General features: G+C 53.7%; 23 protein-coding genes. 6 read left to right on the top strand and 17 right to left on the bottom strand.

Translation table 11 applies throughout. From position 1 onward, the window contains the following. Nucleotides 1-70: 70 nt before the first annotated feature. Entirely contained in the window at nucleotides 71-895 is an 825-nt protein-coding gene (gene kdsA / locus MUN86_RS16775) for a 3-deoxy-8-phosphooctulonate synthase (protein ID WP_245119205.1), read from the top strand. A gap of 36 nt (nucleotides 896-931) precedes the next feature. Here kdsA and MUN86_RS16770 read toward each other — a convergent pair whose 3' ends face one another. Both MUN86_RS16770 and apaG read right to left on the bottom strand, forming a co-directional pair. Next, nucleotides 932-1,762 carry an O-methyltransferase gene (locus MUN86_RS16770; protein WP_245119204.1) on the bottom strand — a complete coding sequence of 277 codons (831 nt, stop codon included), beginning with the start codon at nucleotides 1,760-1,762 and terminating at the stop codon, nucleotides 932-934. A 119-nt stretch (nucleotides 1,763-1,881) separates the two neighbouring features. Next, on the bottom strand, nucleotides 1,882-2,268 hold the full coding sequence (gene apaG / locus MUN86_RS16765) for a Co2+/Mg2+ efflux facilitator ApaG/CorD (RefSeq protein WP_243796718.1): 387 nt from the start codon (nucleotides 2,266-2,268) through the stop codon (nucleotides 1,882-1,884). A gap of 109 nt (nucleotides 2,269-2,377) precedes the next feature. Here apaG and MUN86_RS16760 point away from each other — a divergent pair, with 109 nt between their 5' ends. Then, a complete protein-coding gene (locus MUN86_RS16760) occupies nucleotides 2,378-3,043 on the top strand; it encodes a uracil-DNA glycosylase (RefSeq protein ID WP_245119203.1) in 666 nt (221 codons plus the stop codon). Between the two features lie 122 nt (nucleotides 3,044-3,165). On the opposite strand, the gene lepB is transcribed toward MUN86_RS16760, so the two are convergent. The 7 genes from lepB to MUN86_RS16725 form a co-directional block, all read right to left on the bottom strand. After that, nucleotides 3,166-4,344 (bottom strand): signal peptidase I, encoded by a 1,179-nt coding sequence (gene lepB / locus MUN86_RS16755; RefSeq protein WP_245119202.1) that lies wholly within the window; start codon nucleotides 4,342-4,344, stop codon nucleotides 3,166-3,168. Between the two features lie 171 nt (nucleotides 4,345-4,515). After that, nucleotides 4,516-5,235 (bottom strand): 4-hydroxy-tetrahydrodipicolinate reductase, encoded by a 720-nt coding sequence (gene dapB / locus MUN86_RS16750; RefSeq protein ID WP_245119201.1) that lies wholly within the window; start codon nucleotides 5,233-5,235, stop codon nucleotides 4,516-4,518. Between the two features lie 98 nt (nucleotides 5,236-5,333). Continuing rightward, nucleotides 5,334-5,987 carry a DUF5683 domain-containing protein gene (locus tag MUN86_RS16745; protein ID WP_245119200.1) on the bottom strand — a complete coding sequence of 218 codons (654 nt, stop codon included), beginning with the start codon at nucleotides 5,985-5,987 and terminating at the stop codon, nucleotides 5,334-5,336. Nucleotides 5,988-6,101: 114 nt separating this feature from the next. Continuing rightward, entirely contained in the window at nucleotides 6,102-7,067 is a 966-nt protein-coding gene (locus MUN86_RS16740) for a ParB/RepB/Spo0J family partition protein (protein ID WP_245119199.1), read from the bottom strand. A gap of 153 nt (nucleotides 7,068-7,220) precedes the next feature. Continuing rightward, nucleotides 7,221-7,598 carry a hypothetical protein gene (locus tag MUN86_RS16735; protein ID WP_245119198.1) on the bottom strand — a complete coding sequence of 126 codons (378 nt, stop codon included), beginning with the start codon at nucleotides 7,596-7,598 and terminating at the stop codon, nucleotides 7,221-7,223. Nucleotides 7,599-7,674: 76 nt separating this feature from the next. Beyond that, the gene (locus MUN86_RS16730) at nucleotides 7,675-8,484 is read right to left on the bottom strand and encodes a ParA family protein (protein ID WP_245119197.1); all 810 of its coding nucleotides are present in this window, start codon (nucleotides 8,482-8,484) and stop codon (nucleotides 7,675-7,677) included. Nucleotides 8,485-8,597: 113 nt separating this feature from the next. Then, the gene (locus tag MUN86_RS16725) at nucleotides 8,598-9,278 is read right to left on the bottom strand and encodes a metal-dependent hydrolase (RefSeq protein ID WP_245119196.1); all 681 of its coding nucleotides are present in this window, start codon (nucleotides 9,276-9,278) and stop codon (nucleotides 8,598-8,600) included. 87 nt (nucleotides 9,279-9,365) lie between these two features. Here MUN86_RS16725 and MUN86_RS16720 point away from each other — a divergent pair, with 87 nt between their 5' ends. Together MUN86_RS16720 and MUN86_RS16715 are read left to right on the top strand one after the other, a co-directional pair. After that, nucleotides 9,366-11,039 carry an ABC transporter substrate-binding protein gene (locus MUN86_RS16720; protein ID WP_245119195.1) on the top strand — a complete coding sequence of 558 codons (1,674 nt, stop codon included), beginning with the start codon at nucleotides 9,366-9,368 and terminating at the stop codon, nucleotides 11,037-11,039. Nucleotides 11,040-11,253: 214 nt separating this feature from the next. After that, nucleotides 11,254-12,684 (top strand): glycoside hydrolase family 28 protein, encoded by a 1,431-nt coding sequence (locus MUN86_RS16715; protein WP_245119194.1) that lies wholly within the window; start codon nucleotides 11,254-11,256, stop codon nucleotides 12,682-12,684. Here MUN86_RS16715 and MUN86_RS16710 read toward each other — a convergent pair whose 3' ends face one another. The 4 genes from MUN86_RS16710 to MUN86_RS16695 all read right to left on the bottom strand — a co-directional run bounded on the left by MUN86_RS16710 (nucleotide 12,685) and on the right by MUN86_RS16695 (nucleotide 19,049). Continuing rightward, nucleotides 12,685-13,212, bottom strand: coding sequence for a DUF6438 domain-containing protein (locus MUN86_RS16710; protein ID WP_245119193.1), 528 nt, complete (start codon nucleotides 13,210-13,212; stop codon nucleotides 12,685-12,687). It abuts the gene before it with no gap. Nucleotides 13,213-13,332: 120 nt separating this feature from the next. Continuing rightward, nucleotides 13,333-15,210 (bottom strand): membrane protein insertase YidC, encoded by a 1,878-nt coding sequence (gene yidC, locus MUN86_RS16705; RefSeq protein ID WP_245119192.1) that lies wholly within the window; start codon nucleotides 15,208-15,210, stop codon nucleotides 13,333-13,335. Between the two features lie 306 nt (nucleotides 15,211-15,516). After that, nucleotides 15,517-17,184 (bottom strand): CTP synthase, encoded by a 1,668-nt coding sequence (gene pyrG, locus MUN86_RS16700; protein WP_375379507.1) that lies wholly within the window; start codon nucleotides 17,182-17,184, stop codon nucleotides 15,517-15,519. A 428-nt stretch (nucleotides 17,185-17,612) separates the two neighbouring features. Further along, nucleotides 17,613-19,049: a Gfo/Idh/MocA family oxidoreductase gene (locus MUN86_RS16695; RefSeq protein ID WP_245119191.1), complete on the bottom strand. Its 1,437-nt coding sequence runs from the start codon at nucleotides 19,047-19,049 to the stop codon at nucleotides 17,613-17,615. Between the two features lie 352 nt (nucleotides 19,050-19,401). Between MUN86_RS16695 and MUN86_RS16690 the strand changes: the two genes are divergently transcribed. Beyond that, nucleotides 19,402-20,763 (top strand): D-alanyl-D-alanine carboxypeptidase/D-alanyl-D-alanine-endopeptidase, encoded by a 1,362-nt coding sequence (locus MUN86_RS16690; RefSeq protein WP_245119190.1) that lies wholly within the window; start codon nucleotides 19,402-19,404, stop codon nucleotides 20,761-20,763. Between the two features lie 75 nt (nucleotides 20,764-20,838). Here the strand turns inward: MUN86_RS16690 and MUN86_RS16685 are convergent, their stop codons facing one another. Together MUN86_RS16685 and MUN86_RS16680 are read right to left on the bottom strand one after the other, a co-directional pair. Further along, nucleotides 20,839-21,933 carry a peroxiredoxin family protein gene (locus MUN86_RS16685; protein WP_245119189.1) on the bottom strand — a complete coding sequence of 365 codons (1,095 nt, stop codon included), beginning with the start codon at nucleotides 21,931-21,933 and terminating at the stop codon, nucleotides 20,839-20,841. A gap of 151 nt (nucleotides 21,934-22,084) precedes the next feature. Beyond that, nucleotides 22,085-22,306: a DUF4369 domain-containing protein gene (locus MUN86_RS16680; protein WP_245119188.1), complete on the bottom strand. Its 222-nt coding sequence runs from the start codon at nucleotides 22,304-22,306 to the stop codon at nucleotides 22,085-22,087. Between the two features lie 152 nt (nucleotides 22,307-22,458). Between MUN86_RS16680 and MUN86_RS16675 the strand changes: the two genes are divergently transcribed. After that, nucleotides 22,459-23,142, top strand: a complete 684-nt coding sequence (locus tag MUN86_RS16675) for a hypothetical protein (RefSeq protein ID WP_245119187.1) — start codon at nucleotides 22,459-22,461, stop codon at nucleotides 23,140-23,142. Nucleotides 23,143-23,250: 108 nt separating this feature from the next. On the opposite strand, the gene MUN86_RS16670 is transcribed toward MUN86_RS16675, so the two are convergent. Together MUN86_RS16670 and serA are read right to left on the bottom strand one after the other, a co-directional pair. Further along, the gene (locus MUN86_RS16670; RefSeq protein ID WP_245119186.1) at nucleotides 23,251-23,655 is read right to left on the bottom strand and encodes a cupin domain-containing protein; all 405 of its coding nucleotides are present in this window, start codon (nucleotides 23,653-23,655) and stop codon (nucleotides 23,251-23,253) included. Nucleotides 23,656-23,798: 143 nt separating this feature from the next. Next, the gene (serA, locus tag MUN86_RS16665) at nucleotides 23,799-25,700 is read right to left on the bottom strand and encodes a phosphoglycerate dehydrogenase (RefSeq protein ID WP_245119185.1); all 1,902 of its coding nucleotides are present in this window, start codon (nucleotides 25,698-25,700) and stop codon (nucleotides 23,799-23,801) included. Nucleotides 25,701-25,772 lie beyond the last annotated feature (72 nt).

The raw sequence follows: 25,772 nt of genomic DNA, 5'->3' as shown, positions 1-25,772 counted from the left end.
TACCTTTGGCCTTCCGAAATAGCTTAGGCCGACTGGTGTAAGCTTATGCGTACGCTACATTCCCTCTTCCATGCTTGAACTCCTCGCCAACACCCTGCCGCATTTCCGCAACACCAACTCTGGTCAGTTCTTTTTAATGGCTGGTCCTTGCGTGATTGAGGGGGAAGATATGGCCCTACGCATAGCCGAAAGAGTGCGCCACATCACAGATAAGCTACAGATTCCTTACATCTTCAAAGGTTCTTATCGCAAAGCCAACCGTTCGCGCCTCGATTCGTTCACTGGTATTGGCGACGAAAAGGCTTTGCAGATTATGGCGAAAGTCGGCCGCGAAATGGGCGTGCCTACGGTCACCGACATTCACGAATCGGGAGAGGCAGCACTGGCGGCAGAATATGTGGATGTACTGCAAATTCCAGCATTCCTGTGCCGGCAAACCGACTTACTGATTGCCGCTGCTGAAACAGGGAAGGTGGTAAACATCAAGAAAGGTCAGTTTCTGAATGGGGAAGCCATGCAGTTTGCCGTTGATAAAGTGCGCCAGTCCGGCAACGAAAACGTTATCCTTACTGACCGGGGCAATTCGTTTGGTTATTCCGACCTCGTGGTAGATTTCCGCAACTTGCCCGCTATGCGCGAATTTGGGGTGCCCGTAGTGATGGATGTGACGCACTCTTTGCAGCGTCCCAATCAAAGCAGTGGCGTCACGGGCGGGCAGCCAGCACTCATCGAAACTATTGCCAAAGCGGCCATAGCAGTCGGAGCGGATGGCTTGTTCATTGAGACGCATCCCACGCCAGCCACCGCCAAATCGGACGGAGCAAATATGTTGGCTTTGGACAAGCTAGAAGACTTGCTAGTGAAGCTGACCAAGGTTCGGGAAGCCGTGCGCTAACAACTGCCTGCGTCAGTTTGTTGAAGACGTTGAGCTTTAAGCTGAAAGCCACTTGGTGCGGTCTAGTAGCTTATCGAATGTGCTATTAAAGCGCAACCGGAAGTGCTGTCGGGGTTGGTTGCGACGGAAGAATACCAATCCTACAAAAAACAGGTCAATGGTTAAGCGCACTTCAGGATGCTGGCGAATGGTATTCCAGGCGCGTTCCATTTCGCTAGACCAATGAATATCGTCGAGTACAAACACGCTCCGCTCTGTGCGGTGAGCTACGCACAAGTTGAAGTAGCGTAGGGTCGGCTCGTAGCGGTGGTTACCGTCGAAGAAAGCAAAGTCTAAAGGCGCATTTAGCGTGGCTAGAGTAGGAGCAAGAGTTTCGTCGAGGTTGCCTTCAATCAATTCAACGTTGGGCAACTGAAGCACCCGAAACGTTTCGCGGGCCACCGCGGCCGTATTGGGACATCCTTCAAACGTGAGTACTCGGCTACGTGAGTCGGCGGCGGCCAAGTAGGCGGTAGTGAGGCCGAGCGAGGTGCCAAGCTCCAGAATAGTGCGCGGCTTGAAATGATTGGCTAGCCGAAAAAGCAACTGTGCCAGATTGGATGGCTTGGCGGCAGTGCGGGCTATATCGCCGATACGTCGGCGCCGGCCTGCGCCAGTGTGCGAGCCCGCGCCAAAGTCACGGACTTCTATTTGTTGCTGGCTATGTAGCAGTTCGTGCCGTCGGGCTTCAATATTTTCAAAGGCCGCAAACTGACCATCGTGGTGAATAACGTGGTTGTAGAGCCCAAAAACGAACGGGGAATGCAGCCCATGCGCATTCCCCGAGCGGAAAAAAAACTGAACGTAGCGAAGAGCTTGAAAAAGCAAATTTTTGACAGTTGAGTTAAATAGCGAAATGGTTGAATCGTTTAGATGGCTGGTCGTTCCAACAGGTTGCTGAACGACCAGCCATCAAACAATTCAACCGTTTGGTTATTCAGAGCAGATTAATTCAGACGGTATGGCACAACGAGGGTGAATTCCGGAATTTCAACCGTGAAGACACTGCCATCAGCAAGACGCTCCATCTCGTAGGTGCCGCGCATCTTACCGAGTCCAGATTTTAGGTTGCAGCCCGATACATATTGGTGTGCTTCACCGGGCTCCAAAACGGGTTGTTGGCCAACTACGCCTTCGCCTTCAACTTCGCGCACTACACCATTGGCATCGTAGATATACCAGTGACGGCGTAATAGCTTCACGGTATATTCGCCGTTATTACGAATATCAATCTTGTACGCAAATACGTAGTGTTCTTGGCCGGGGCTTGAGTAGTCGGGCAAATAGTTTGTCGTGACGCTCACGGTAACGCCCTGCGTGGTGGTCGTATTCATGATTACTGTGCGGTGTGGTGAGACTAACAGCCGGGGCCGGAAATTGGTTTATGTACGCAGCCGGAGCCAAACAAGGTCCGTTCAATCCGCAATAATTTCTTTCCAACGTATGAATGTAAAGATAGAAGAGAGTTGGCGCAAGGTATTACAGCCAGAATTTGAGAAATCATATTTTCAACATCTAATTGCTTTTGTGCGTGGCGAGTATGCTACTGCTACGGTGTACCCGCCGGGGCCTCTAATTTTTCACGCTTTTGATGCTTGCCCGTTTGAGGCGCTGAAAGTGGTGATTCTTGGTCAGGACCCTTATCATGGTAAAGGACAAGCGCACGGGTTAAGTTTCTCTGTAGCTGAAGACAAGCGCACCCCGCCGTCATTGCAAAATATTTTCAAGGAATTGCAAGACGATTTGCCCGGTACGCCCCCAGCTCCTAACGGCAACCTCGACCGATGGGCGCAACAGGGAGTTCTGTTGCTTAATGCCACACTTACGGTGCGCGCGGCCGAGCCTGGCAGCCACCAGAAGAAGGGCTGGGAGCAATTCACCGATGCCGTCATTCAAACCATTTCCGAGCAAAAGCAAAACGTAGTTTTTATCTTGTGGGGTGCTTATGCCCAGAAAAAAGCCGAACTGATTGATGAGCGTAAGCACCTCATCCTTAAAGCAGCACACCCTTCGCCTTATGCTGCCGACCGAGGTTTCTTTGGCTCCCGCCCTTTCAGCAAGACCAACGCTTACCTACAGGAGCATAGCCTGAAGCCTATCGTTTGGTAGCTTGCGAGGTAAGAACGAATTGTACAGACCCTAAAGACAGCAAAACCTGTCTCACTAATGTCATACGAAAAAGGGCTTACCAGTCGGCAAGCCCTTTCAATGTTGCTAGTTCAAGCTTTGAATTAGTGAATCGTGTTGAAAAGCCGGCTCCAACGAACTTTGTGGAAGAAATCGGCATACGGATCAACTGACATCCAGATCAAAACGGCTTTGCCAACTATATGATCTTCGGGAACAAAGCCCCAATAGCGCGAATCAAGCGAATCGTGGCGGTTGTCGCCCATCATGAAGTAGTAGTTCTGCTTGAAAGTGTAGCTTTTCAAGGGTTGCCCGTTCTGCGTTAACACGCCGTTTACCATAGTCACGCCCTCATTATGCTCGTAACGCATGATGATTTTCTGGTAGATAGGCGTATTCTGCGGTGTAAGCTGCACAGTTTGCCCTTTTTTCGGCAGTTGCAGCGGACCGTAGTTATCCTTGTTCCAGTTGTTGATAGGCTGCGGCGTGCTCTGCGGATAGTCTGGATTGTTCGGGAAAACATCGGGTTCGGCCTGGCCAGGAGTTGCCTTGTCCTGTACGACTGCTTTTACATAAGGCTGTTTGCGGAAGAAGTCCGCAGTGGCCGGTGTGGCATCAATCATGAAGGTAGGCTCCTGCATGCCGTAAAGCGGCTCTGGTTGGCCATCCGGGCGGTTGAAATTGGTAACGCCCTGTTGCTGGAATGCCTTTTTCAGGTCGTCGTTTGGCTGGGGTACCTGCAGGAAATAGCGATTCTGGCTTTGCGGCGGATTCGCCATAGGTTTGCCATTGATGAACACCTGCGTGTCTTTGATTTCCAGTACATCACCGGCAACTGCCACGCAACGCTTGATGTAGTTGGTGCGCAAGTCGGCGGGGTGCTGGCTTTCGAAGGGCACGTTGAACACCACTACGTCGCCACTTTTTACCTCCGAGAAGCCGGGTAGGCGGTAGCTGGGTAGCTGTATCGCGTCGGAATAGCTTTTGAGACCGGTACCCCAAAGCGTTTGGTGGGTAAGCGGAATCTGCAGCGGCGTCTGGGGGGTACGTGGTCCGTAGTGCAGCTTGCTTACGAACAGATAATCACCTACCAACAACGAGTCTTCCATTGAAGGCGTCGGGATGGTATAGGCCTCGAAGGTAGCCCAGCGGATGAGCGTAGCGGCTACTACTGCAAATAAAATGGCATCCCCCCATTCCCGGAAGAAGCTTTTCTTTCGTTCGATAGGCTTAGGCGCGGAAGCCGCTTTCATGCGTTGTTCCCAGGACTGTTGTACGGCCATAGCAAGAGTGCGAAATCAGGTAAGGCCCGGCCTAAGCCAGGCAGCAATTTAAAAGTGGGAATATCCGAAGAAATTAGGGGGCAACAGCTATATCATTCAAACCTTGCCTGGCTTTTCCTTCACAAATAAGCTGTAACAACCAGCTAGTTAACAATTCAAGTAGCAAGCCGTTCAAATCCCGAGCAAATCCTTCATGCCAAATACGCCCTGGTGTCCGGGGAGCCACTCGGCGGCCAACAAGGCGCCATCCACGAATCCGTCGCGCGTATGTGCTTCGTGTTTGAGTTCTAAGGTATCGGCTTCGGAGGTGTAGGTTACAATGTGAGTACCTACTACAGAGCCCGTTCTTTCGCTAAGCACCGCTAGCTCGTTGGGGGCTTGCGCCGCCTCGTTCCGCCAGATGGTTTTGCTCGGGAAGTGACGCAAAATAGCTTCCGCCGCCGTCAGGGCCGTGCCGCTAGGCTGGTCTACTTTCTGGGTATGGTGAATTTCGCGTACCTGCACATCGTACCCACCAAACTGGTGCATTTTGGTGGCTATGTACTCATTGAAATGAAAGAACAAGTTTACGCCCACGCTATAATTGGAAGCGTAAAACAAGGAGCCATCATTAGTCTGACACAGCTTCACGGCCTCCTGAAAATGATGAAGCCAACCTGTAGAGCCACACACCACCGGTAGACCTTGGCGTAGGCAAGCCTGCACGTTCGCGAAAGCCGCATCAGGATGCGTAAATTCAATGGCTACATCAGCGGTAGTGGTATCGAAGTCCGCAATATTGGCTTCGGGATACGTAGGGTCGATGATACCGACAATTTGATGACCTCGCGCTACCGCGCGAGCCTCGATAGCGCGGCCCATTTTGCCGTAGCCAATCAACAGAAGCTTCATTTCTTGAGGTACTAGTTTCTGGTTGCTGCTTTCAGTAGTTGCCGTGCCAACTAGCTAGTCGAACATCAACTAGAAAGCAGCAACGAGCAAGTAGAAGCTTATTTGAAAGTGAGAGTGAGACCAATGGCAGGTGTAATGGCAGCCGTTGGCATCCGTAACATGGTTGGCTCTAGTTGTAGGCTCAGGTCGTCGCTGATATCGAAGTCGCGAAGGTGAGCATCTACCACGGCATCAAGAATCTGAACCCCATACGCTAAGGCTACATACGCTATAAACACGTCACGTTGGCGCCGGTATGTGTTAATGTATCTCTGAATTGTAGAGTTAGGGTACCCACTGGTGAGGGTAGTTTCGTCTGGAGAAGGTGTACTACTTCCATTCCGTAGCCTTTTAGCTTCTACGAAATCTTTGTAGTATCTCAGATAAAACAGCTCACCGTAGAGGGTACCACCTACAGCGCCATATACTAGTGGGAGTTTCCACCAGCGCCGATTGTATATCTGTCCGGCACCAGGCAGCAACGCCGATAAAAATCCGGCTTTTGCGGGCTTAGTCATCTTCAAACCAAACAACCGCGCCGTACGGCGCACCGAATCGGGTACTATTTGCGTGCTTACCTGCGCGGAGTCCGGCCCCGCCGTGACGACAGTGGTGCGCGCAGGCGGAGTAGCTTGGGCATGTGCTTCCTGCACCAATGGCAGAGCTAAGAAAAGCGTAGCAACCAGGCTGCGGAAGCAGGAATTAAGTTTCATAACGGAGAGCCAGGGCGAGTCAACGGCGACTAAATCAAATAACGTTGACAGATGGTGGCTAGTCTGTTGAGATGCTAGCTAAGTTCTTGTAGCTCACTCTCAACTGCCTAGTGCCTACGCAGGTTGCAAAATGTGTAGGATACGCTGCATGTCTTCCACCGAATCGAAGGCAATTTTAATTTCACCGCGACCCTGCGGACCTGGCTTCACCATTACCCGGCTCCCAAACCGCTCAGTCAAGTGACGCTCGGTGCGGCGTAGTTCCGCTACTGGCACCTGCCCGGCTACATCTTGCGCGGGTTTGGTAGCTGGTGCACCCGGCTTCTCCACCGGGTTCAGACCGGCACGTACCAACTGCTCCACTCGTCGCACAGATAATTCTTCGGCTAGGATGCGGTGAAACAAAGCCAACTGCTGCTCGGGATTCTCGATGTTGATGAGGGCGCGAGCGTGGCCCATGCTGATGGCCGTATCGCGCAAGCCAATCTGAATATCGGGCGGCAGCTTGAGCAAGCGGAGATAGTTGGTTACGGTCGAGCGGTTTTTGCCGACCCGGTCGCCCAACTCTTCCTGCTTCAGATTGCACTCGCTCACTAGCCGCTGGTAGCTCAGCGCAATTTCAATTGCGTTGAGGTTTTCGCGCTGAATGTTCTCGATGAGAGCCATTTCCAGCATTTGCTGGTCGTCGGCCTTCCGAATATAAGCCGGAATAGTATCGAGGCCCGCAATCTTAGAGGCTTGCAAACGACGCTCCCCGCTAATGAGCTGGTACGTATTGGTACCCGTTTGACGTACCGTTACTGGCTGAATAATCCCTTGAATCTTGATACTTTCAGCTAGCTCATGCAAAGCATCTTGGTCGAAGTGCGTGCGCGGCTGGTAGGGGTTGGCTTCAATCTGACCTACTGGAATCAACCCAACTGAGTTCATCGGGTGCGGCACCAAGCCTACCCGGTCGCTCTTTTTCTCGTAGCTGCCTTCAATCAGAGCATTCAATCCGCGGCCCAAGCCACCGATTTTGCGCTTGGCTGCCGCCGAGGGTGCAGCTGGAATAGCTTTTTCTTCTTGCTTGTCTGACATACCTACAATCGGCTTTCCCGCAGTGGCGCGAGAAAAGCAGGATTCAAAAATACACAAACGCCGGGGAAGGCTGAGAAATTTTGTTCCACGATCAGCAAATAATCGTGGAACGTTGAACTGACAGAATTCTGCTGTGTATTTACTTAGCTTCCTCTATTGAAGCGGAGTTGAATGCAGGTTAAGAATGGCAACAACCTCACAGACCGCCACCCGCCGAGAACCTTCTACAAAGTAGCCCCGCAAACCCGGCTTGACATGCTGCTGGTGAAAAGCTCGTGACCTAGAAAACACGATAAACATATCCGCTAGCCCATGCATAGGCACATAACCATCGGTCAGTAGTTCGCCATCAGGGTGCAAGATTTCCGGCCAAATCATGAATGTATGAGTTGCTATAGCGCTGTCATCATACATAAAGTCCCAACGGATATGTTGGTTAGCTGGCGTTTTCCGGCCGCCTTCTTCGATGCTATAAAGGGTATAACTAACTCGGAAATTAGGCAATAGCCCATCCTCGGTATAAGATTTCATAAAAGTAAAGCCTACTAAAAACGACAGAGGCCCGCGAAACTCGCGGGCCTCTGTCACAAAAGCGTTGTTGCGAAACCTAAGCTGCGGCGTCTTCAGCAGGCTCCGAAGTGCCGGCGGCTTCCACATTCTTCTCCACAATTTCGCGGGCCAAGTTGAGGTAGCTGATACTGCCTTTGCTTTCAGCATCGTGCAGGATGACCGGGATGCCGAAACTTGGCGACTCGCTTAGCTTTACGTTACGCGGAATAATGGTGTCGAACACGAGTTGCTGGAAGTGTAGCTTCACTTCTTCCACTACCTGGTTGCTCAGGCGTAGGCGCACGTCATACATCGTCAGCAAGATGCCTTCGATTTCGAGGTCCGTGTTCAGGCGGCTCTGGATGATCTTTACAGTGTTGAGCAATTTACCCAAGCCTTCGAGAGCGAAATACTCGCACTGTACCGGAATGATGACGGAGTGCGCAGCCGTGAGGGCGTTAACCGTAATTAAACCCAAGCTTGGGGAGCAGTCGATGATGATGAAGTCGTACTGATCGGCTAGGGGACGCAGGGCGTCCTTCATCTTCTCCTCCCGATTGGGTAGGTTGATCATCTCTACTTCCGCCCCTACCAAGTCAATGTGAGAAGGCATGAGGTCGAGGTGGGGCAGCACGTTGGTTTGCAGAATGATGTCTTGGGCATTAATGCCGTCCACCATGCACTCGTAAATGCTGTTTTCGATGTCCTTGGGGTCGAAGCCTACGCCGGAGGTGGCGTTGGCCTGCGGGTCGGCGTCCACGAGGAGCGTCCGGTACTCCAAAGCCGCCAGACTGGCCGCCAAGTTGATAGCCGAGGTGGTTTTGCCCACCCCGCCCTTCTGATTGGCTACCGCAATGATTTTTCCCATGAGGGGGCTTGATTAATGGCTAAATAGCTAAATGGTTGAATAGCTGCTTTGTTAAAGGGCTGCTCCGCGGGAGCACGCAACCGTTTAACAAGTAAACCATTCAGCCATTAAACTTACAAATTAATGGTTTCACCGATTTTAAGTAACAACAACTCTTTGCCCGCTTGCGTGGCTTTTTGTTTGGCTGCTTCCTGATCGATGGTGATAGGAGGGAAGGTATCGTAATGCATCCCGATGATCTTGTTGGCTCCGGTCCAGTCGGCGGCTATCAAGGCGTCGTCAATACCCATCGTATAGTTGTCGCCGATGGGTAGCAGGGCGAAGTCCAGCTTGTATTGCTCGCCGAGGAGCTTCATGTCGTAGGTGAGGGCGGTGTCGCCGGCAAAGTAAAAGGTTTTGCCTTCGGCTTCGACTACAAAACCAGCCGCTATACCACCGTACGAGCCGTCGGGCATGGAGCTGGAATGCAAAGCAGCCACCATTTTCACCGTGCCAAAAGGCAGAGACACTTTGCCGCCGATATTCATAGCGTAGTTGGCTTTCAGACCCTTCTGGCCAAACCAACCTACAACTTCGGCCATACCTACTACCTCGGCACCGGTACGCTTGCCAATTGCTTCGGCGTCGGCTACGTGGTCGGCGTGGCCGTGGCTAAGCAGAATGAACTGAGCGTCAATCTGGTCGATGGCCACGTCCTTGGCCAGCGGGTTCGGACTAATGAAAGGGTCGAAAAGCACTTTGCTGCCGCCGGTTTCGAGAAGGAAGCAGGAGTGACCGTAGTAGGTAAGTTGCATAAGGAAAAGAAAGTGGCTGGCCAGACGTGAAAGGCAACAGCCAGACGGGGTACCTTTGTTGCAAATATACGTGATTCCGCCTTTCCCATGCTCCCGATTTCGCGCTTGGTTTACTGTTCTGCTTTCCTGTCGCTGGCGTTGCTAGCCGGCTGCCAGGGCCCCGCACCGGCCACCGAAGCCCGACGTGTATTCCGCTATAATCAGCCCGAATCCCTCTCTTCCCTCGACCCAGCTTTCGCCCGCAACCAAGCCAATATTTGGGCTACCACGCAGCTCTACAATGGGTTGGTGGAACTCGATGACAGCCTGAAGCCCGGTCCTTCTGTGGCGCGCCGCTATGAAATAAGTGCCGACGGCCGCCGCTACACCTTCACGCTTCGTCCCGATGTGCGCTTTCACGATTCCGACGTATTTCCTGGCGGCAAAGGCCGGCGCGTAACAGCGCAGGACTTTGTGTATAGCTTCAAGCGCCTGCTTGACGGAGCCACGGCTAGCCCCGGCGGCTGGATTTTCCGGGGCAAAGTGCTGGAAAATGCACAAGGTGAGCCAGCTGATACGGCTTTTGTGGCCGTAAATGATTCCACGCTTCGCATTCACTTAAAGGAGCCCTTCATTCCGTTCTTGGGGATGCTGACAATGCCGTACGCCTACGTGGTGCCGCGCGAGGCAGTGCAGCGCTATGGCAAGGATTTCCGGGAGCACCCGGTAGGAACGGGGCCTTTCTTATTTAAGGAGTGGGATGAGGGCAACGCCATCATCTACCATCGCAACCCCAATTACTGGAAACGCGACGCGAAGGGCCAACGCCTGCCTTACGTAGATGCCGTGCAAATCAGCTTCATCCAGGACCGCAAAACCGAGTTCCTTACTTTCCAGCAAGGTAAGCTGGACTTTATCAGCGGCATTCGTTCCGGCTCGCGCGACCTTATCTTGTATCCCGATGGCTCGGTCCGCGAGGATTTCAAAGGCAAATTTCGGCTTCAAAAAGTGCCGTACCTGAATACCGAATACATCGGTATGCAGCAGGACCCAACCAATCTGCGCGGCGACAACGCCGAAACCGGCCGCGCCCTGCGCGACAAGCGGGTGCGGCAAGCCCTGAACTATGCCTTGAACAAGCCGGAGTTTCTGGCTTATTTCATCAATAATATTGGGCTGCCCGGCAACTCAGGTTTTGTACCGGCCTCTCTGCCTTCTTTCAGCGCCAAACTGGTGCCCGGCTACACCTACCAGCCTGACAAAGCTCGTCAGCTCTTGCGCGAAGCTGGTTACGGACCGAACAAGCCGTTGCGCCTGCGCTTGAGTACCGTGGCCGAAAGCAAAGAGTACTGCGAGTACTACCAAAAAAAGTGGGCCGAAGTAGGTGTGCAGGTGGAAATAGATGTGAACCAAGGCGCTGCCCACGGCGAACTAATCGATAATGGCCGCGCCGCCTTCTTCACCCGTAGCTGGCTCGGCGACTATCCCGACGCGGAAAACTACCTAGCCCTTTTCTACAGCCCCAACTTCGCACCCGCTGGCCCCAATAAAACGCACTTCAAAAACGGCGCCTACGACCGGCTCTACGAAAAGGCGAGGCTAGAGCAAAACCTGGAAAAGCGCTACGACCTCTACCGCCAGATGGACCGGATTGTGGTGGAAGAGTGTCCAGTTATTGCCGTGTATTACGATGAAGTGGTGCGCCTCACGCAAAACAACGTGCAAGGCCTCACCCCCAATCCAATGAACCAACTAGTATTGGAGCGGGTGCGCAAGGACTAGCTAGATTCTATAGGAAAGCATAGCTCTTCTCTAAGCGAGAGAAACTAGCTTAGAGAAGAGGTAGTGTTTAGCTCTGATTCTAAAAAGCCATTGAGGTTAGGAGTGAGGATCTTCCGCACGCAGGATGCTACAGGATGCCTAGATGCTGCACGGTGTCTAAGTTGGGTGAGTCAAACCAGTACGGCACTGGCTTGAGAATCCATTTCTTCCGCATATGAATAGCAATTATTTCCTGGTGCTAAGCAGCTTTATTCTGCTGCTCTTCAGTGGTACACTTCAGGCAGCGGAGCCAGAACCAGCTTGGGTTAAAAAGACAGGCGCGAAGACCTTCCCTAGCAAAAAGCAGGAGTTCAGAGTGAAGGCGTACGGCGCCAAAAGCGACGGAACTACTTTGAATACCCGCGCTATTCAAGCGGCCATTGATGCTTGCGCCGCCAAGGGTGGCGGGTCGGTTACGTTCGAACCGGGTGCCTACCTGACGGGTTCTGTCTTCTTAAAAAAAGGCGTCAACCTAGTTATCGGGAGAGGGGTGGAGCTGAAAGGCAGCCAGGATATCAAAGACTATCCGGACATCGACACGCGGGTTGCGGGTATAGAAATGAAGTGGCCGGCGGCCCTTATCAATTGCATTGGCCAAGACAACGCAGCTATTATCGGGGAAGGCATCGTGAATGCGCAAGGCAAGCCGTTTTGGGATTTCTATTGGAACCTGCGCCGAGAATACGAGCCTAAGGGCTTACGCTGGATTGTGGATTACGACGCCAAGCGCCCCCGTACCGTGCTTATTTCCGAGTCGTCCAACATCACCCTGAAAAACTTGACTCTACAACAGGCCGGGTTCTGGACGGTGCAGATTCTTTACTCTCGGCAGGTAACGGTCGATGGCATTATCGTGCGCAACAACATCGACGGGCACGGCCCTAGCACCGATGGCGTCGACGTAGATTCTTCGTGCTACGTGCTGATCCAGAACTGTGATATTGACTGCAATGACGACGATTTCTGTCTGAAAGCGGGCCGGGATTGGGACGGTCTGCGCGTGAACCGACCAACGGAGTACGTGGTAATTCGGAACTGTGTGGCGCGGGCTGGCGGCGGGCTGCTTACGCTCGGCAGCGAAACATCGGGCAGTATTCGGCACGTGTTTGCCACCAACCTAACGGCTAATGGCACTGGCAACGGGATGAACATAAAGTCGGCTACTACCCGTGGAGGCACGGTGGAGGACGTGCACTTTCAGAACATCACCATGAACGGGGTCGGCAATGTATTGCAAGTGACTCTGAACTGGAATCCGAGCTACAGCTACTCGAAATTGCCGGAAGGCTACACCGAAGCTAGCCTACCCGCGCACTGGAAAAAAATGCTCACTAAGGTGGAGCCTGCTGAAAAAGGAATACCGCGTTGCAACTCCATCTACCTCTCCGACATTGTAGCCAAAGATGCCAAACGGGCCATCTACGCTGTTGGCCTGCCCGAGTCGTTATTAACTAATTTCCAGTTTAAGAACATCCAAATTGAGGGAGCCGCTGCGGGCAGCATTGCCTACTCCCGCGACTGGCATTTTGAGAACGTAAGTATCAGAACTAAGGACACTTCCCCGCTGAAGGTGGAGAATTCAGCCAACATGCAGGCCGTAAAGTAACTATCGGTCGGAAGAGGCACCTAAGGCACTGGTCACTTGCTTTTCCACGTAACTCAGGAATTCTTTTAGCTCGGCGGGTACGCCTTCCTCAGCAATTACAGTTTTGGCAGGGCAATTGACTGGCCTGATAGTGAGACTGGTAGCAGGCAGGTCGCTGGTGCCTAGCGTGTACCGCTCGGGTAAATCGTTGAAGTGCAGAGCGCGCGCTTTATCCTGAATGAGTTTGATAGTGGCGAGCGGCATGGTTACCTCACGCTTGCCTTCCACAGGCGCATACTCAATGCCTTCGTAGCTCATGCGGCCATCGGCGTAGATGCGTGCTTCGTAGTGCGGGCAGTAGCCAAAGCAAGGTGTTTTGCGAAAAACAATAACGGGTGTGGGCTCCGCGGCTGGTTTCCCGTTCGCAGTCTTACTGGTCTTAGCTTGTTGCTTGCTCGCAGCTTGGGTGGGCTTCGCAGCTCTTTGGGCCTGCGAAACGCAGCTAGCAAGTAACGCCGCTAACAAGAGGAAGGAAAAAGAGAAACGCATACCGAACGCAAAAGGAATTGTACGACGAGGTTCAAAAAGCGGACCGCTTTGCACCCGTAAACAGAACGCCCCCTCGTCGGCTGACGAGAGGGCGTTCTGTTTATGGCTGCCACTAACTTACTACGAGCGGCGGGTTGGCTTTTTAGGCTTAGGCTCTACCGAGGCAGAAGTACCTTCGTCGCCTTTACGGGATTGGGCGTCGCGCTCCTGAGCAGTGCGCATGGCATCCTGGAGGCGGGCCGAGAAGCCACCGGGCTTCTTGTCTTTGTTCTTGATCTTATTGGCTTCGAGTTGAGCCCGAATCTTGGTGTCATCTACCAGGCGGCGGGTGAGGGCCTGCTGGCCGAGCGTTACCACGTTGGAAACGAGGTAGTACCAAGTCAAACCAGCGGCAAAGCTGTTTAGGACGAACATGAAGATTACAGGCATCAGGTAGCTGTAAAACTTCATCGGACCTTGCATAGCAGCCGGGTTCATTTGGTTGCTCTGCCAAGTCATCACCAGTGTCGAGAGCGTCATCAGCACGGTGAACAAGCTGATATGGCTACCCAAGAAAGGCACCGCGAAAGGCAGCAGAATCGGCGAATCGTAGGTGCTCAAGTCCTTGGCCCACAAAAACGGCTCTTGCCGCAGCTCAATGGCATTGGGAAAGAACTGGAACATGGCAAACAGGATCGGGATGGTGAGCAGTGTGGGTACGCAGCCACTCAGCGGGCTAACTCCAAAAGTGGAGTAGAGCTTCATGGTTTCCTGTTGCGCCTTCATCTGGTCGTCGCCGGCCTTCTCCTTGATGGCGTCGATTTCTGGCTTCAGCACCTTCATGCGAGCCTGCGAAACGTAAGTTTTGTACGTCAACGGCCACGTCACGAGCTTGATCAACACCACGAGCAGCGCGATGATGATGCCGTAGCTGGAAATGAACTTCTCGAGCACGTGGAACACCGGCAGAATCACGAACTGATTCACCCACCGGAACACGCCCCAACCCAAGTACACGTTGCGGTCGAAGCCGGGCGCCACTTCCTTCAGCATGCTAAACGAGTTCGGGCCGAAGAAATAGCGGAAGCTAGCTTTGCCCTGCTGCGCATCGGCAGCCGAAATGCTCAGCGTCGAGCTCAAGGTTTTGATGAACGTGCTGTCGGCTACGTCAACCGTTGATACAAACTTGCCATTCGGGAACTGGTTGTTGGCAATGATACCGGCCACGAAGAAGTCGTGCTTGTGGGCCGCCCACTTCAGTGGTTCGGTGATGCTCACCTCCTCGGGCTTCTCCGAGGCCTCAGCTAAAGAGCCGTGGTCGTCGTTGGCGAGGTAGTGGTTGATGGTAGTGTGGTTGCGGTTTTGCTTCAGGTCCTGCTCGGTTTGGCGCACACGGTCCACGAAAGTGAACGTAAGCGGCTCCTGCGACATAGCTTGCTGCAAACCCGTAAAGCGCAAATCGTAGCCCACTTCATAGGAGTTGTCGAACAAGGTATAGACCTGCTCGATTTGGCCACTGGCCACGCTGGCTACAAAGCTCAGACGCTGACCTTTTTTGTCGCCTTCGGTTACCGGCTGCGGCGCGCTAGGCTGGAAATACAAGTCCGACAAACGAACCGTTTGACCACCGATAGTGCGGAAACGAGTATCAATCTGCGCGCTTTGCGCGTCAAACAAGTCTAGTGGCTTACCGAAGAACGTCTTGTATTTGGTGAGGCGTACAGCCTCAGGACGGCCACCCTTCGAAGAGAAAGTAACGGTCAGGTTGTCGTTCTGTAGTTGAACCTGCTGCGCCGTACCGGTGGCAGCACCAGCAAAAGCGCCCAACGTACGGGCGGCGGCTGCCGAATCGAGGGGGGCAGCGGGGGCAGCAGGAGAGGTGGTACCCGGCTTCGCGCTGGCGGCGGTAGTGGGCTTGTCGGCTGGCGTCTCTTTGGGCGGTTCGGGCTTAAAGAAATACAGGTAGACGAGAAGCAAGGCCGCAATCAGAAACAGGCCGGTTGCTGAATTTTTGTCCATTCAGGTAAAAATGAGGGCACTAAAGAGTGTGAGGTACTGACGTCCCCTTCAAAAATCCGGCGACGCTACCGCAAAGGTCGGACTTGTCAGGCGAATATTTATGAGTCGGCTGATTTGTCAGGTAAAATCATGAAAAAGAACGTCATGCCAGGCGCAGGCCCAACCGTAGTTGAACCATCCTGCGTGCTGATGATATAGCGCCATTGACACTACTATACTAGCGAGATGCTTCTCCTACAACTGCGCCTGCGCTCAGCATGACGTTGCTCTTACTTTGCCAACCCATGCATAATCAGTATGTTGGCCTTATACCTTCCGGTGCTGGATAGCGGCTTTCACAAAGCGCACAAACAGCGGGTGAGGGTTCTGAACTGTGCTTTTCAGTTCGGGGTGAAACTGCCCGGCTACAAACCACGGATGGTTTGGCAACTCAACTACTTCTACTAGGCCCGTAGCAGGATTGACGCCGGAAGGCACCATGCCCGCGTCCTCGAACTGCTTCAGGTACTCGTTGTTGAATTCGTAGCGGTGGCGGTGCCGCTCACTGATGTGGTTACGGCCGTAGGCTTTGGCTGCTTTCGAGCCGCGCCGCAATTCGCAGTCGTAGGCACCGAGGCGCATGGTACCGCCTTTTTGGGTGATGTTTTTTTGCTCCTCCATCATGGCAATAACCGGGGCCGAGGTTTGGGGGTGCATCTCGGTCGAAGAAGCTTCTTTCATGCCGAGCACGTTGCGGGCAAATTCTACCACCGCTACCTGCATGCCCAAACAAATGCCGAAAAACGGAATGCCTTTTTCGCGCACGTGCTTCACGGCCAGAATCTTGCCTTCAAAACCCCGCTCCCCAAAACCGGGAGCCACCAGCACACCATCAACCCCGTGCAGCAGTTGGGCTACGTTATCTTCGTTGATGTGGTCGGATTGAATGCTGCGCACTGTGACTTTGCACTCGTTTTGAGCGCCAGCATGTACGAAAGCTTCGTTGATGGATTTATAAGCGTCGGGTAGTTCCACGTACTTACCAACTAGCGCAATCGTAACTTCCTCAGTCGGGTTTTTGAGGCGGCCCAAGAAGTCTTTCCATACTTCCAGGTCGGGCTGTTGCGTACCGCCAGTCAGCTTTAGGCGCTTGATTACCCGCTCGTCGAGCTGCTCTTTCAGCATGAGCAGTGGCACCGAGTAGATGCTATCAGCGTCAAGGCTTTCGATGACGGAGTTGATTTTGACGTTGCAGAACAGCGCGATTTTGCGGCGCATTTCGGCCGGAATTGGGTGCTCGGAGCGGCACACCAGAATATCGGGTTGCAAGCCGGCTTCGCGCAGGTCGCGCACGGAGTGTTGGGTGGGCTTGGTTTTCAACTCGCCCGCCGCCTTCAGGTACGGCAGCAGCGTGAGGTGAATAACCAGCGAGTCATTTGGGGGCAGTTCCCACCGAAGCTGGCGCACCGCTTCCACAAAAGGCAAACTCTCGATGTCGCCGATGCAGCCGCCAATTTCGGTGATGACTACATCGAACCGGTCGTCTTCGCCGAGCAGCAGCATGCGCCGCTTGATTTCGTCGGTGATGTGGGGCACTACTTGCACGGTCTTGCCGAGGTAGGCACCTTCGCGCTCCTTGCTGATAACGTGGTTGTAGATGCGGCCCGTCGTGACATTGTTGGCCTGCGAGGTCGGCACGTTCAGGAACCGCTCGTAGTGGCCGAGGTCGAGGTCGGTTTCGGCCCCATCATCGGTTACATAACATTCGCCGTGCTCATAGGGGTTGAGCGTACCCGGGTCGATGTTGATGTAGGGGTCGAACTTCTGGATGGTGACGCGGAAGCCGCGGGCTTGCAGAAGCTTGGCCAGGGAGGCAGAAATGATGCCTTTGCCTAGCGAGGAGGTCACTCCACCGGTGACGAAAATATACTTGGCCGTTGCAGCCGTGGGGTAGGGGTTCGGTCTGGCATAACGGGAAACAAAGTTAGTGGATATATCCGGGGCAACCCACGAAACTTTGTGCTACGCGCGAGGCTGAGCTACAGCTTTGTTTCCATAGTCGAGTTAGGTTGGCTTGTTCGCTGTAATAAAAGATCAAGCTTTTGCGAAAGGCAATGCTATAAACCCAGTAAAAAGAATACCCTAGTTCACCTCTTCATCTGAGGGGAACTAGGGTATTGAAACTCCAGAACAACCTATAAAACCGTCATGCTGAGCGCAGCCGAAGCATCTCGCTCGACTCGTTGCAATAGCAGAAGGGTTTACCACACTAGCGAGATGCTTCGGCTGCGCTCAGCATGACAGATAGTTTGGCAACGCCAGCCTATCTGTCAGTCAACAATCTTTAACATTTCCTTCTTCTTAGATGAGGAGATGAACTAATCTTCTCCTTTCTATCTAGCTTCTTTTTGCTATACTCTTATTTACGCCTGCTTCGGCTCGGGGCCGCGAAAAACGTCGGTGCCTTGGACGGGTGTGAGTTTTACTGGTTTACCCTCGCGGGCCGACTGGTAGATAGCCTCCATGATGCGGTGGTCTTGCAGGCCTTCCTCACCGGGCGTGTGCGGCGGCTTGTCGTTCATGACGCATTCCGAAAAATGGTCCATTTCGGTGGCAAACTGGTTTTTAGACTCGATGGTAATCTGGTTCTGCATTTTGGCCGGGCCCTCAGCGTGCGACGTTTGCAGCCGCTGGCCGGTGTAGGCGTAGGCATTGTCGAGGTGCAGCCAGCCGCGCTCGGAATTCACGCGGTAAAAGCGCGAGTCGTGGGTGTTGTAGTGTGTGATGCTGTCCACGATAATGCCGTCGGGGAAGCGCATCTGCCATGACATATGCTCTTCTACTTCCTTGAACAGCGGATTGCCGGGTGTGCTGTACGAGTAAGCAAACACCTCAGTCGGCTCAGTGCCGAGCAGAAAGCGGCTGGTATTTAGGCAGTAGAGGCCAATGTCGGGCAAGGAGCCGCCGCCCGCGAGGTCTTTCTTGTGACGCCAGTGGTTGGGGTTGGCAGAACTCTGGCTGTTTTGGGTTTGGATGTACTTGGTCTTGCCAAACTTACTGTCACGAATCATGTCGCGCACCAGCCGGTTATAGGGCTCGTACTGGATGCGGTAGGCTACCATCAGCTTTTTGTTGGCCTTTTTGCAGGCATCAATCATAAGCTGGCACTCAGCAGAAGAGCTAGCCATGGGCTTTTCGCACAGAATATGCTTGCCAGCTTGTGCGCCGCGCACTGTGTACTCAGCGTGCATAGAATTGGGCAGCACGATGTAGATAACCTGCACCTCGGGGTTGTCCTTGAGCTTATCGTAGTTATCGTAGCTATAGCAGCTTTCGGGCTTGATGCCGTACTGCTGGGCTACTTTCTTTAGCTTTTCCGGCGAACCGCTTACCAGTGCCACTGGCTTGGATTTCTTGCACTCGCCGAAAGCCGGCAGAATTTCTTCTAGTGTGAGGTGACCAAGGCCAACCAACGCATAGCCCACGCGTTTGTCGGGCGGCATGGGGGTAGGAGTAGGGCCTGACTTTGGGTCTACGTCTGATTTCCAAGCCTCTAGCTCAATGGGTTTATCCAACTCGCTAGGCACCTTGGCAGGTGGCGACACAGCTTCCGATGAAGGTACTTTCTGCCCATTGGGAGCAGTATAAATGGTGTTGGCGTTTACTTCTGAAGCCGGCGTACCGGTGGTAGGAGTGCCCGCCACAGCACTGGAAGCCCCATCTGATTGGCAGCCAGCAAGGGTGCCCGCCGCTACTCCCACCGCCAACCCGCGGCCGGCTAAGGATAAAAATTCTTTGCGTGATACCTCCTGACCGGCATGACGCATCACAGTATTGAGTAGTTCGTTGGTGAAAGACATAGGAAGCAAAAACTAGATGATCGATACAGCTTAGCATACTCCAAGCACTAAGCGAGGTTGCGGCCTAGCGGATGTTAGGCGGTAATTGACATTATCTTATAGGTCAGCTCAATAGCTCGCTATAACGTCAGCGCAATTGCCGGCAAACCTTGGGCGCTAAAACAGTTGCCAGAGGACTAGTTGTAAGCAGGCAACACTCAGCCATGACCAGCTTGTCTAAAGCTGAGCTCTAACTTCGCTGGTAAAGCTGGGCGGTCAGAAGCCGATGCGGGAAAATTCCTGTGCAAGAGAAAGTTGAAAAGTGCGGAGCTTTTACCCATGTTGCGGGACTGTTTGCTTGTTACTTTTCTTGATGTCAGTTTTTGTAGTTGTTTGTCGCGCTCTGGTTGTGTGCGTGGTGTGTTTGCTTGCCGTGCCCACGCGGGCACAAGTGGCGCCGGCTCCGGTGGCTTCCGCAAGCTTTGTGAATCCAGTTTGGTTGTCTCAAGTGATTCAGGATTCGCCTGTGTTGCGGCAGCATAATGTGGGCGTGTGTCTTACTGATGCGACCACTGGCGCCAAAGTCTTTGAACTCAACGCTGAGAGGTACTTCACACCCGCTAGCGTGATGAAGCTGTTTAGCTTATACACGGGTCTGCACATGCTTTCCGACTCGCTGCCTAGCCTGCGCTACGTGGTGCGCCACGATTCCCTGATCTTTTGGGGCACTGGCGACCCTACTTTATTGCACGGCGACGTGCCGAGCCGCCGAGCCCTGGATTTTCTGCGCACTCGCCCCGAGAAGCTGTTCTATGCCGAAATACCAAATGTAACCGCCTACGGCCCCGGCTGGACCTGGGACGACTACAACTATTATTTCCAGCCCGAGAGAGGCCCTTTTCCAGTGTACGGCCATACGGTGCGCTTCTACGCCACCGCTGGCAAGCTCCGGCCCCGCGTGTACCCGCGCTTCTTCCGAGCCATGACGGAACCGGTACCCGCTGGCACGCCCAACCCTGCCGATGACCACGTGCGCCGCCCGGAACTGGAGAATCGGTTTGCCTTCTTTCCTATCACCAAGAATTGGGTCGACGAAACGCCTTTCCGTACGAGCTCCGCATTGCTGCTGCAACTGCTGCAAGATACCCTGCACCGTCCTATTAGTTTGGTGCCTTTCCGTTTACACGCTCAAGACAGCATTCAGGTGGTGAAAGGTTTGCCGGTCGATTCGCTGTACCGCCGCATGTTGCAGGTGAGCGACAATTTCTTGGCAGAGCAACTCCTGCTTATGTGCTCGAGCCGGATAGGAGACGACTCGCTCAGTACCAGTCGGCCAATTCGGGTTATGCGCACCCTGTTTCTGGCCAACCTACCTGATGCGCCGCGCTGGGTAGATGGCTCCGGCCTCTCGCGCCTCAACCTCGTTACACCGCGTACCATGGTGGCGCTCTTGCTGAAGCTGCACCAAGAAGTGCCCGAAAAGCGCCTGCTTAGCCTCTTAGCCGCCGGGGGAGGCCATGGTACATTGCGCCGCGTATACCGCGACCCACACGGCCCGTGGCTATGGGGCAAAACGGGCACGCTCACCAACAACCACAACCTTGTGGGGTATCTGCGCACCCGTTCGGGCCGGCTGCTGGCCTTCAGCTTTATGAACAACAACCACGTGGTGGAAACCAGCGAAGTCCGCAAGGAAATGGAGCGGGTACTGACGCAAGTACGAGAGCGGCTGTGAGAGCACAGGCCTTCGTGTTCAGAAGGCATCTTACCAGAAAAGAATGCTCTTAAAACAGCCAGTGGAAACCCCGACCTATTTGATATATCGTGCTAAGGTCGTCTTTAGGTCGTCGCCGCGCAGGTTCGTCGCCACGATCTTGCCGGTGGGGCCAACCAAGAAGTTTTGCGGAATAGCCTGTACGACGTAGCGCGTAGCAACCTCATTATGTCGGCCTTTTAAGTCTGAGACTTGCGTCCAAGCTAACTGGTCGTCCTTGATAGCTTTTAGCCATTTAGCCCGATCCTTCTCATCATCGAGCGACACGCCTAGAATGTCGAAGTTGCGGTTTTTGTATTCGTTGTAGACCTTAGTCAAGTTGGGATTTTCTGCTCGGCAAGGGCCGCACCAAGAAGCCCAAAAATCCACCAATACATACTTGCCACGGTAATCAGCCAATGACACTTTTTGGCCATCAGGCGTCATCTGAATGAAGTTGGGCGCTTCTGCCCCAACGGAAACAACTTTGATACGCTCCAGCATTTGGCTGTATGCTTTGCCCTTCGGGGAGTTTTTTACCGCGGGAGCCAGCACGTTGTAAAGCGGCATTACTACTGTATAATCTGGTATAGGACCGCCAATTTCCTTTATGGCCTCTAAGCTCTCAGGCGAGTTAGGGTTAGCTTTAATATAGTCTGCCAGCTGCTTGTTGCGCTTCTTAGTGGCCGCTGCCAATTGCTTGTTGCGCTTCTTGTTCTGCTTCTCACGTTTTTCACCAAGCGTTTTCTCCTGCTCTTCTTCGTACTTCTCGACAGCTAGTTTCACCGCCGGGTCGTCGGGAAGTTGCGTACCCGTACCGACAACGGCTGCTTGAACAACCTGAAGCCGTGCGCCATATTCTCGCCCACCTAAGCTATTCCGGATAGTTGGGGCTAACGCATTATAAAGCGGTGCTATTTTCGCATACTGCGGAACTCTGCCGCCCATCCGTTTCAACGCATCCAAGCTTACGTACGAGTTTGGATTGGCTTTGATGAAAGCCTCGGTTTGCTGATTGCGCTCTTGCGTAAGCGCTTCCTTCTGTGCCTCCAAACGCTTCATGAGTTCTGGGGACTGCTGCTCCGGCGCCGCCGGATATTGTGCCATCAGAGCCTGCATCTTGTTGTTGATGGGCAATAGTGATGTCTGCAAATTCTCGTATTCCGTCGTTAGCTTGGACCCCGTGATTTTAGCATTCTTTAGGGAGTCAGCACTATGGAATAGGGTGGGTCCTTCTCCTAGGAAAAAGAAAATGCGGTCTACGTTGGGGCACCAAAAGCGTCACTGAGTTTCCCGCTTGGCACTAGTAGTAACATGGTGTATTTGGGACGTCTACAGTGCCTTTCAACTCGAAAGCACCATTGTGCAGAACGGCAAAGTCATTGAAGCTGCCATCCTGCAACAAGAATACTTTGGCTGGTGAGTTTAGTTTGCCAATTGTGCCTTTCAGTGTGAAGGACATCGGTTTTTGGGCACTTGCAGAAAAGCCCAGTACTAGCAGTAGACCAAGTAGATACGTTTTCATAGCAGCCGATTATATAGGAAGATAGTCAGCGGACCTTGCAATTGCAACTGCCTGAAATGCAATTTCATACGAAGGATGAAAACCTAATTGCTTATTCCAATTTGCGCCGCGCATACCATTGCTTCTTATCTATCTTCAGCTATTCAAGCAACATGAGAAACAAGTACACCTGCATCATTCAAGCACTGTTTCTGGTAGTTGGTCTCAACGCCTGCCAAAAGCAGTCAAAAACGCGAATGGAAGCCTCCGTGCCTGCTGTTGCGGTACCAGCCAATCAAAAGCTGGTAACCAGTGCAGCGAGGAAAGTGGAACCCACTGCTGCTCCTGATTCTGTGCAGCAGCTAGCACCGTTTATTCCGACCGGGTATAACCTGCTTGAAGCCACCTCCGGCGACCTGAACCTGGATGCTTTGCCCGATAAGGTGCTCGTGCTCCAACGCATAGATCCCGATACCTCCGCAATGGGCGACACCCTGGACCGGCCTTTACTGCTGCTGCTCGGCCAGCCCAACCACCGCTACCAACTAGCTGCCCGCAACGACCGAGCCGTCATGTGTTCTGGCTGCGGCGGCATGATGGGCGACCCATATCAGGGCATCACCATTAAAAAAGGATTCTTCTCCGTGGAGCACTACGGCGGCAGCGGCTGGCGCTGGACCCACATCAGCACCTTCAAATACGCCCCCGCCGACAAACAGTGGTACCTGCACCGCGAAGGCGGCGACAGTTTCCACGCCGCCGACCCCGAAAAAGTCGAAACCCATATCGAAACCGTCCGCGACTTTGGCCAGGTTTCTTTCGCCGACTACGATTACGAAAAGCGGCTAGGAGAGTAGGTGCCGAAAATACCTGTTACAAAATTAGCGTCGCCTATATCCCCAACGGCCTCCGGCTCCACAGCAAAAGCGGAATCTGAGGCCGTTGAAGGTGGCACCCTTTCGAAGCTACTTGGTGTTCGACGGCATGCCCTTGTCAGGGATAAAGCCGTGGTTGGTGCCGGGTGCGAAAGGAATATAAAGCCGTTCCCAAGTATCCCCCTCCAGTAGCTCCCAACTGTGGCCAGGGCCTTTGGTATCTTCCGCCAGAAGAATAGTGCCAGGCTCGACAATGAATGTGTCGCCGTTGCTTACTGTGAAGCGCAGCTTGCCTTTGAGCGTGACGACAAACTGCGTACGGGGAGCAGGATGCGGCTTATGTTCATTGCTTACTTCAGTCTTACCAAAAAAGTAAGTAGCCGCTATGTGGGCTTGAATTGGAAGCTTACCTACCTCAAATGTGCAGTGCTCATCATCGGTGTTAATGAGCCGGATGGCCTTGAGATACTGCTCACTATTCTCGTTTGCTTCCATGTGCATTAGGTTTTCAGCAGAACTACGCTACCAAGGAATAGGCAGTTGACGAAGCCGTGGACAACAAGCAAAAAAGAATGTCATGCTTCGACAAGCGCAGCATGACAAACTGATTAAATGAAAAATTATTAAACCTCAATTATTTAGTACAGCACCCGGAACTTGATGGTGTGCTCCACCTTGCGCAACTCGCCAATTACTTCCTGCTCGTACTGCTTGTCGATGTCGGTTATCACGTAGCCGATGTGCTCGTTGGTTTTCAGGTACTGGCCGAGGATGTTGACGTGGTGAGCGGCTAGCACGTTGTTGATGCGGGCCAGCACACCAGGCACGTTGGCGTGGATGTGAATGAGGCGGTGTGCCTGCTGCTCGGGTAGCTGAATATTGGGAAAATTGACGCTCTGCTGCGTGTTGCCGGTGTTGATATACTGCATGATGCGCTCCGGCACGAACTCGGCAATGTTGCGCTGCGCCTCGGCCGTGCTACCGCCGATATGGGGCGTTAAGAGCACGTTGGGCAGGCCACGCAACTCACTCTCGAAGCTCTCCTGGTTGGTTTTCGGCTCGTACGGAAACACGTCGACGGCGGCACCACCGAGGTGGCCGGAGCGGAGCACGTCGGCCAGGGCAGGCAGGTCCACGATGTGGCCGCGGCTGTTATTGAGCAGCAGCGCGCCGGGCTTCATCATGGCTAATTCGGTGGCTCCGAAGAGGTTGGTGTTTTCCTTGCGGCCGTCTACGTGCAGCGTTACTACGTCGGATTGGCGCAGCAGCTCTTCCAGGGTGCGGCACTTTACGGCGTTGCCTAATTGCAGCTTTTCGGCCACGTCATAGTACACTACTTTCATGCCGACCGCCTCGGCTACCACCGATAGCTGGCTGCCGATATTGCCGTAACCCACGATGCCGAGCGTTTTGCCCCGGATTTCAAACGAACCCTTTGCCGACTTGTCCCATTCGCCGCGGTGCATCTTCGGGTTTTTGTCGGGGATGCGGCGGGCCAGCATGATGATTTCGCCGAGCGCCAGTTCCACCACCGAGCGGGTGTTGCTGAACGGCGCGTTGAACACCGCCACGCCTTTCTTCATGCAGCCGGCCAAGTCAATCTGGTTGGTGCCGATGCAGAACGCACCCACCGCAATCAGGCGGTTGGCAGCTTCCAGTACGCGGGGCGTCACGTTGGTTTTACTGCGAATACCCAGGATGCTCACGCCTTCGATGTGCTGCACCAGTTCATCTTCGTCAAGGCCGCCGGGGATGGTTTCCACTTGGTAGCCTTCCTGGCGAAACAGTTCGGCAGCGCGGACGTCAGGGTTTTCGAGCAGCAGGACCTTAATGCGGTTTTTGGGGTACGAAAGGGTCATGGGAAGCTTGTTCTGGTAGAGAAATTCGTCGAAGGAAGGCAGCACTTCATCGGCGCGGGCCACGACGGCGTCGCGGGTTACATTTTCGGTGAAGGCGTAGAAGCGGTTGGCCAGGCCCGCTTCCCGGATCTGGTAGTCGGTGTAGCCGTCGCCGAGCACGTACACGTCGCCCAGGAGGTCGAGTTGGCGCAGTTGCTCGATTTTGCCACCGTCGCGGCTCAAAATATTGGTGGTGTCGAAGCCGTTGATGCTGCCGTCGGGGGCGTAGGTGAATGTGTTGGCCAGCACGAAATCGGCGGCAATACCATACTCAGCTACCACCGGCTCAATGAACTCGCGGAAGCCACTGCTCACGATATACACCCGCCCCCGAAACTGCTCGAAGAAGCCCCGGTTGCGCACGATGCTCTCCGACACCTTGCCTTTCAGCCGCTCCACCAGCGGCGCCAGATGCCGCTGATGCGCGGGCAGCAGCGCCAGCCGCTGCTTCAACGACTCCGAGAAATTCAGCTCTCCGCTCATGCCTCGGTCGGTAAGAGCGCGAATCGCGCCAACTACCTTTTCTCGGTCGGGGTGGCCTTCTAGGGCAATATCGGCTAGTTCGTCGAGGCCTTCTACTTGCGTGAACGTACTATCGAAGTCAATGATGAGGTACGGAAGCGGCTGCTGTGGTTCGGGCATAACGGAGGCAAGGTAACGCCGAATCATCTCTCCGCCACAGGAAAAGCTTCACATTTAAAGCAGCGAAAGGCC

Source organism: Hymenobacter volaticus, from assembly GCF_022921055.1.
Lineage (GTDB): Bacteria > Bacteroidota > Bacteroidia > Cytophagales > Hymenobacteraceae > Hymenobacter > Hymenobacter volaticus.
Note: the sequence above shows the minus strand (reverse complement) of the source record. Positions and strands in the feature narration are given on the sequence as shown.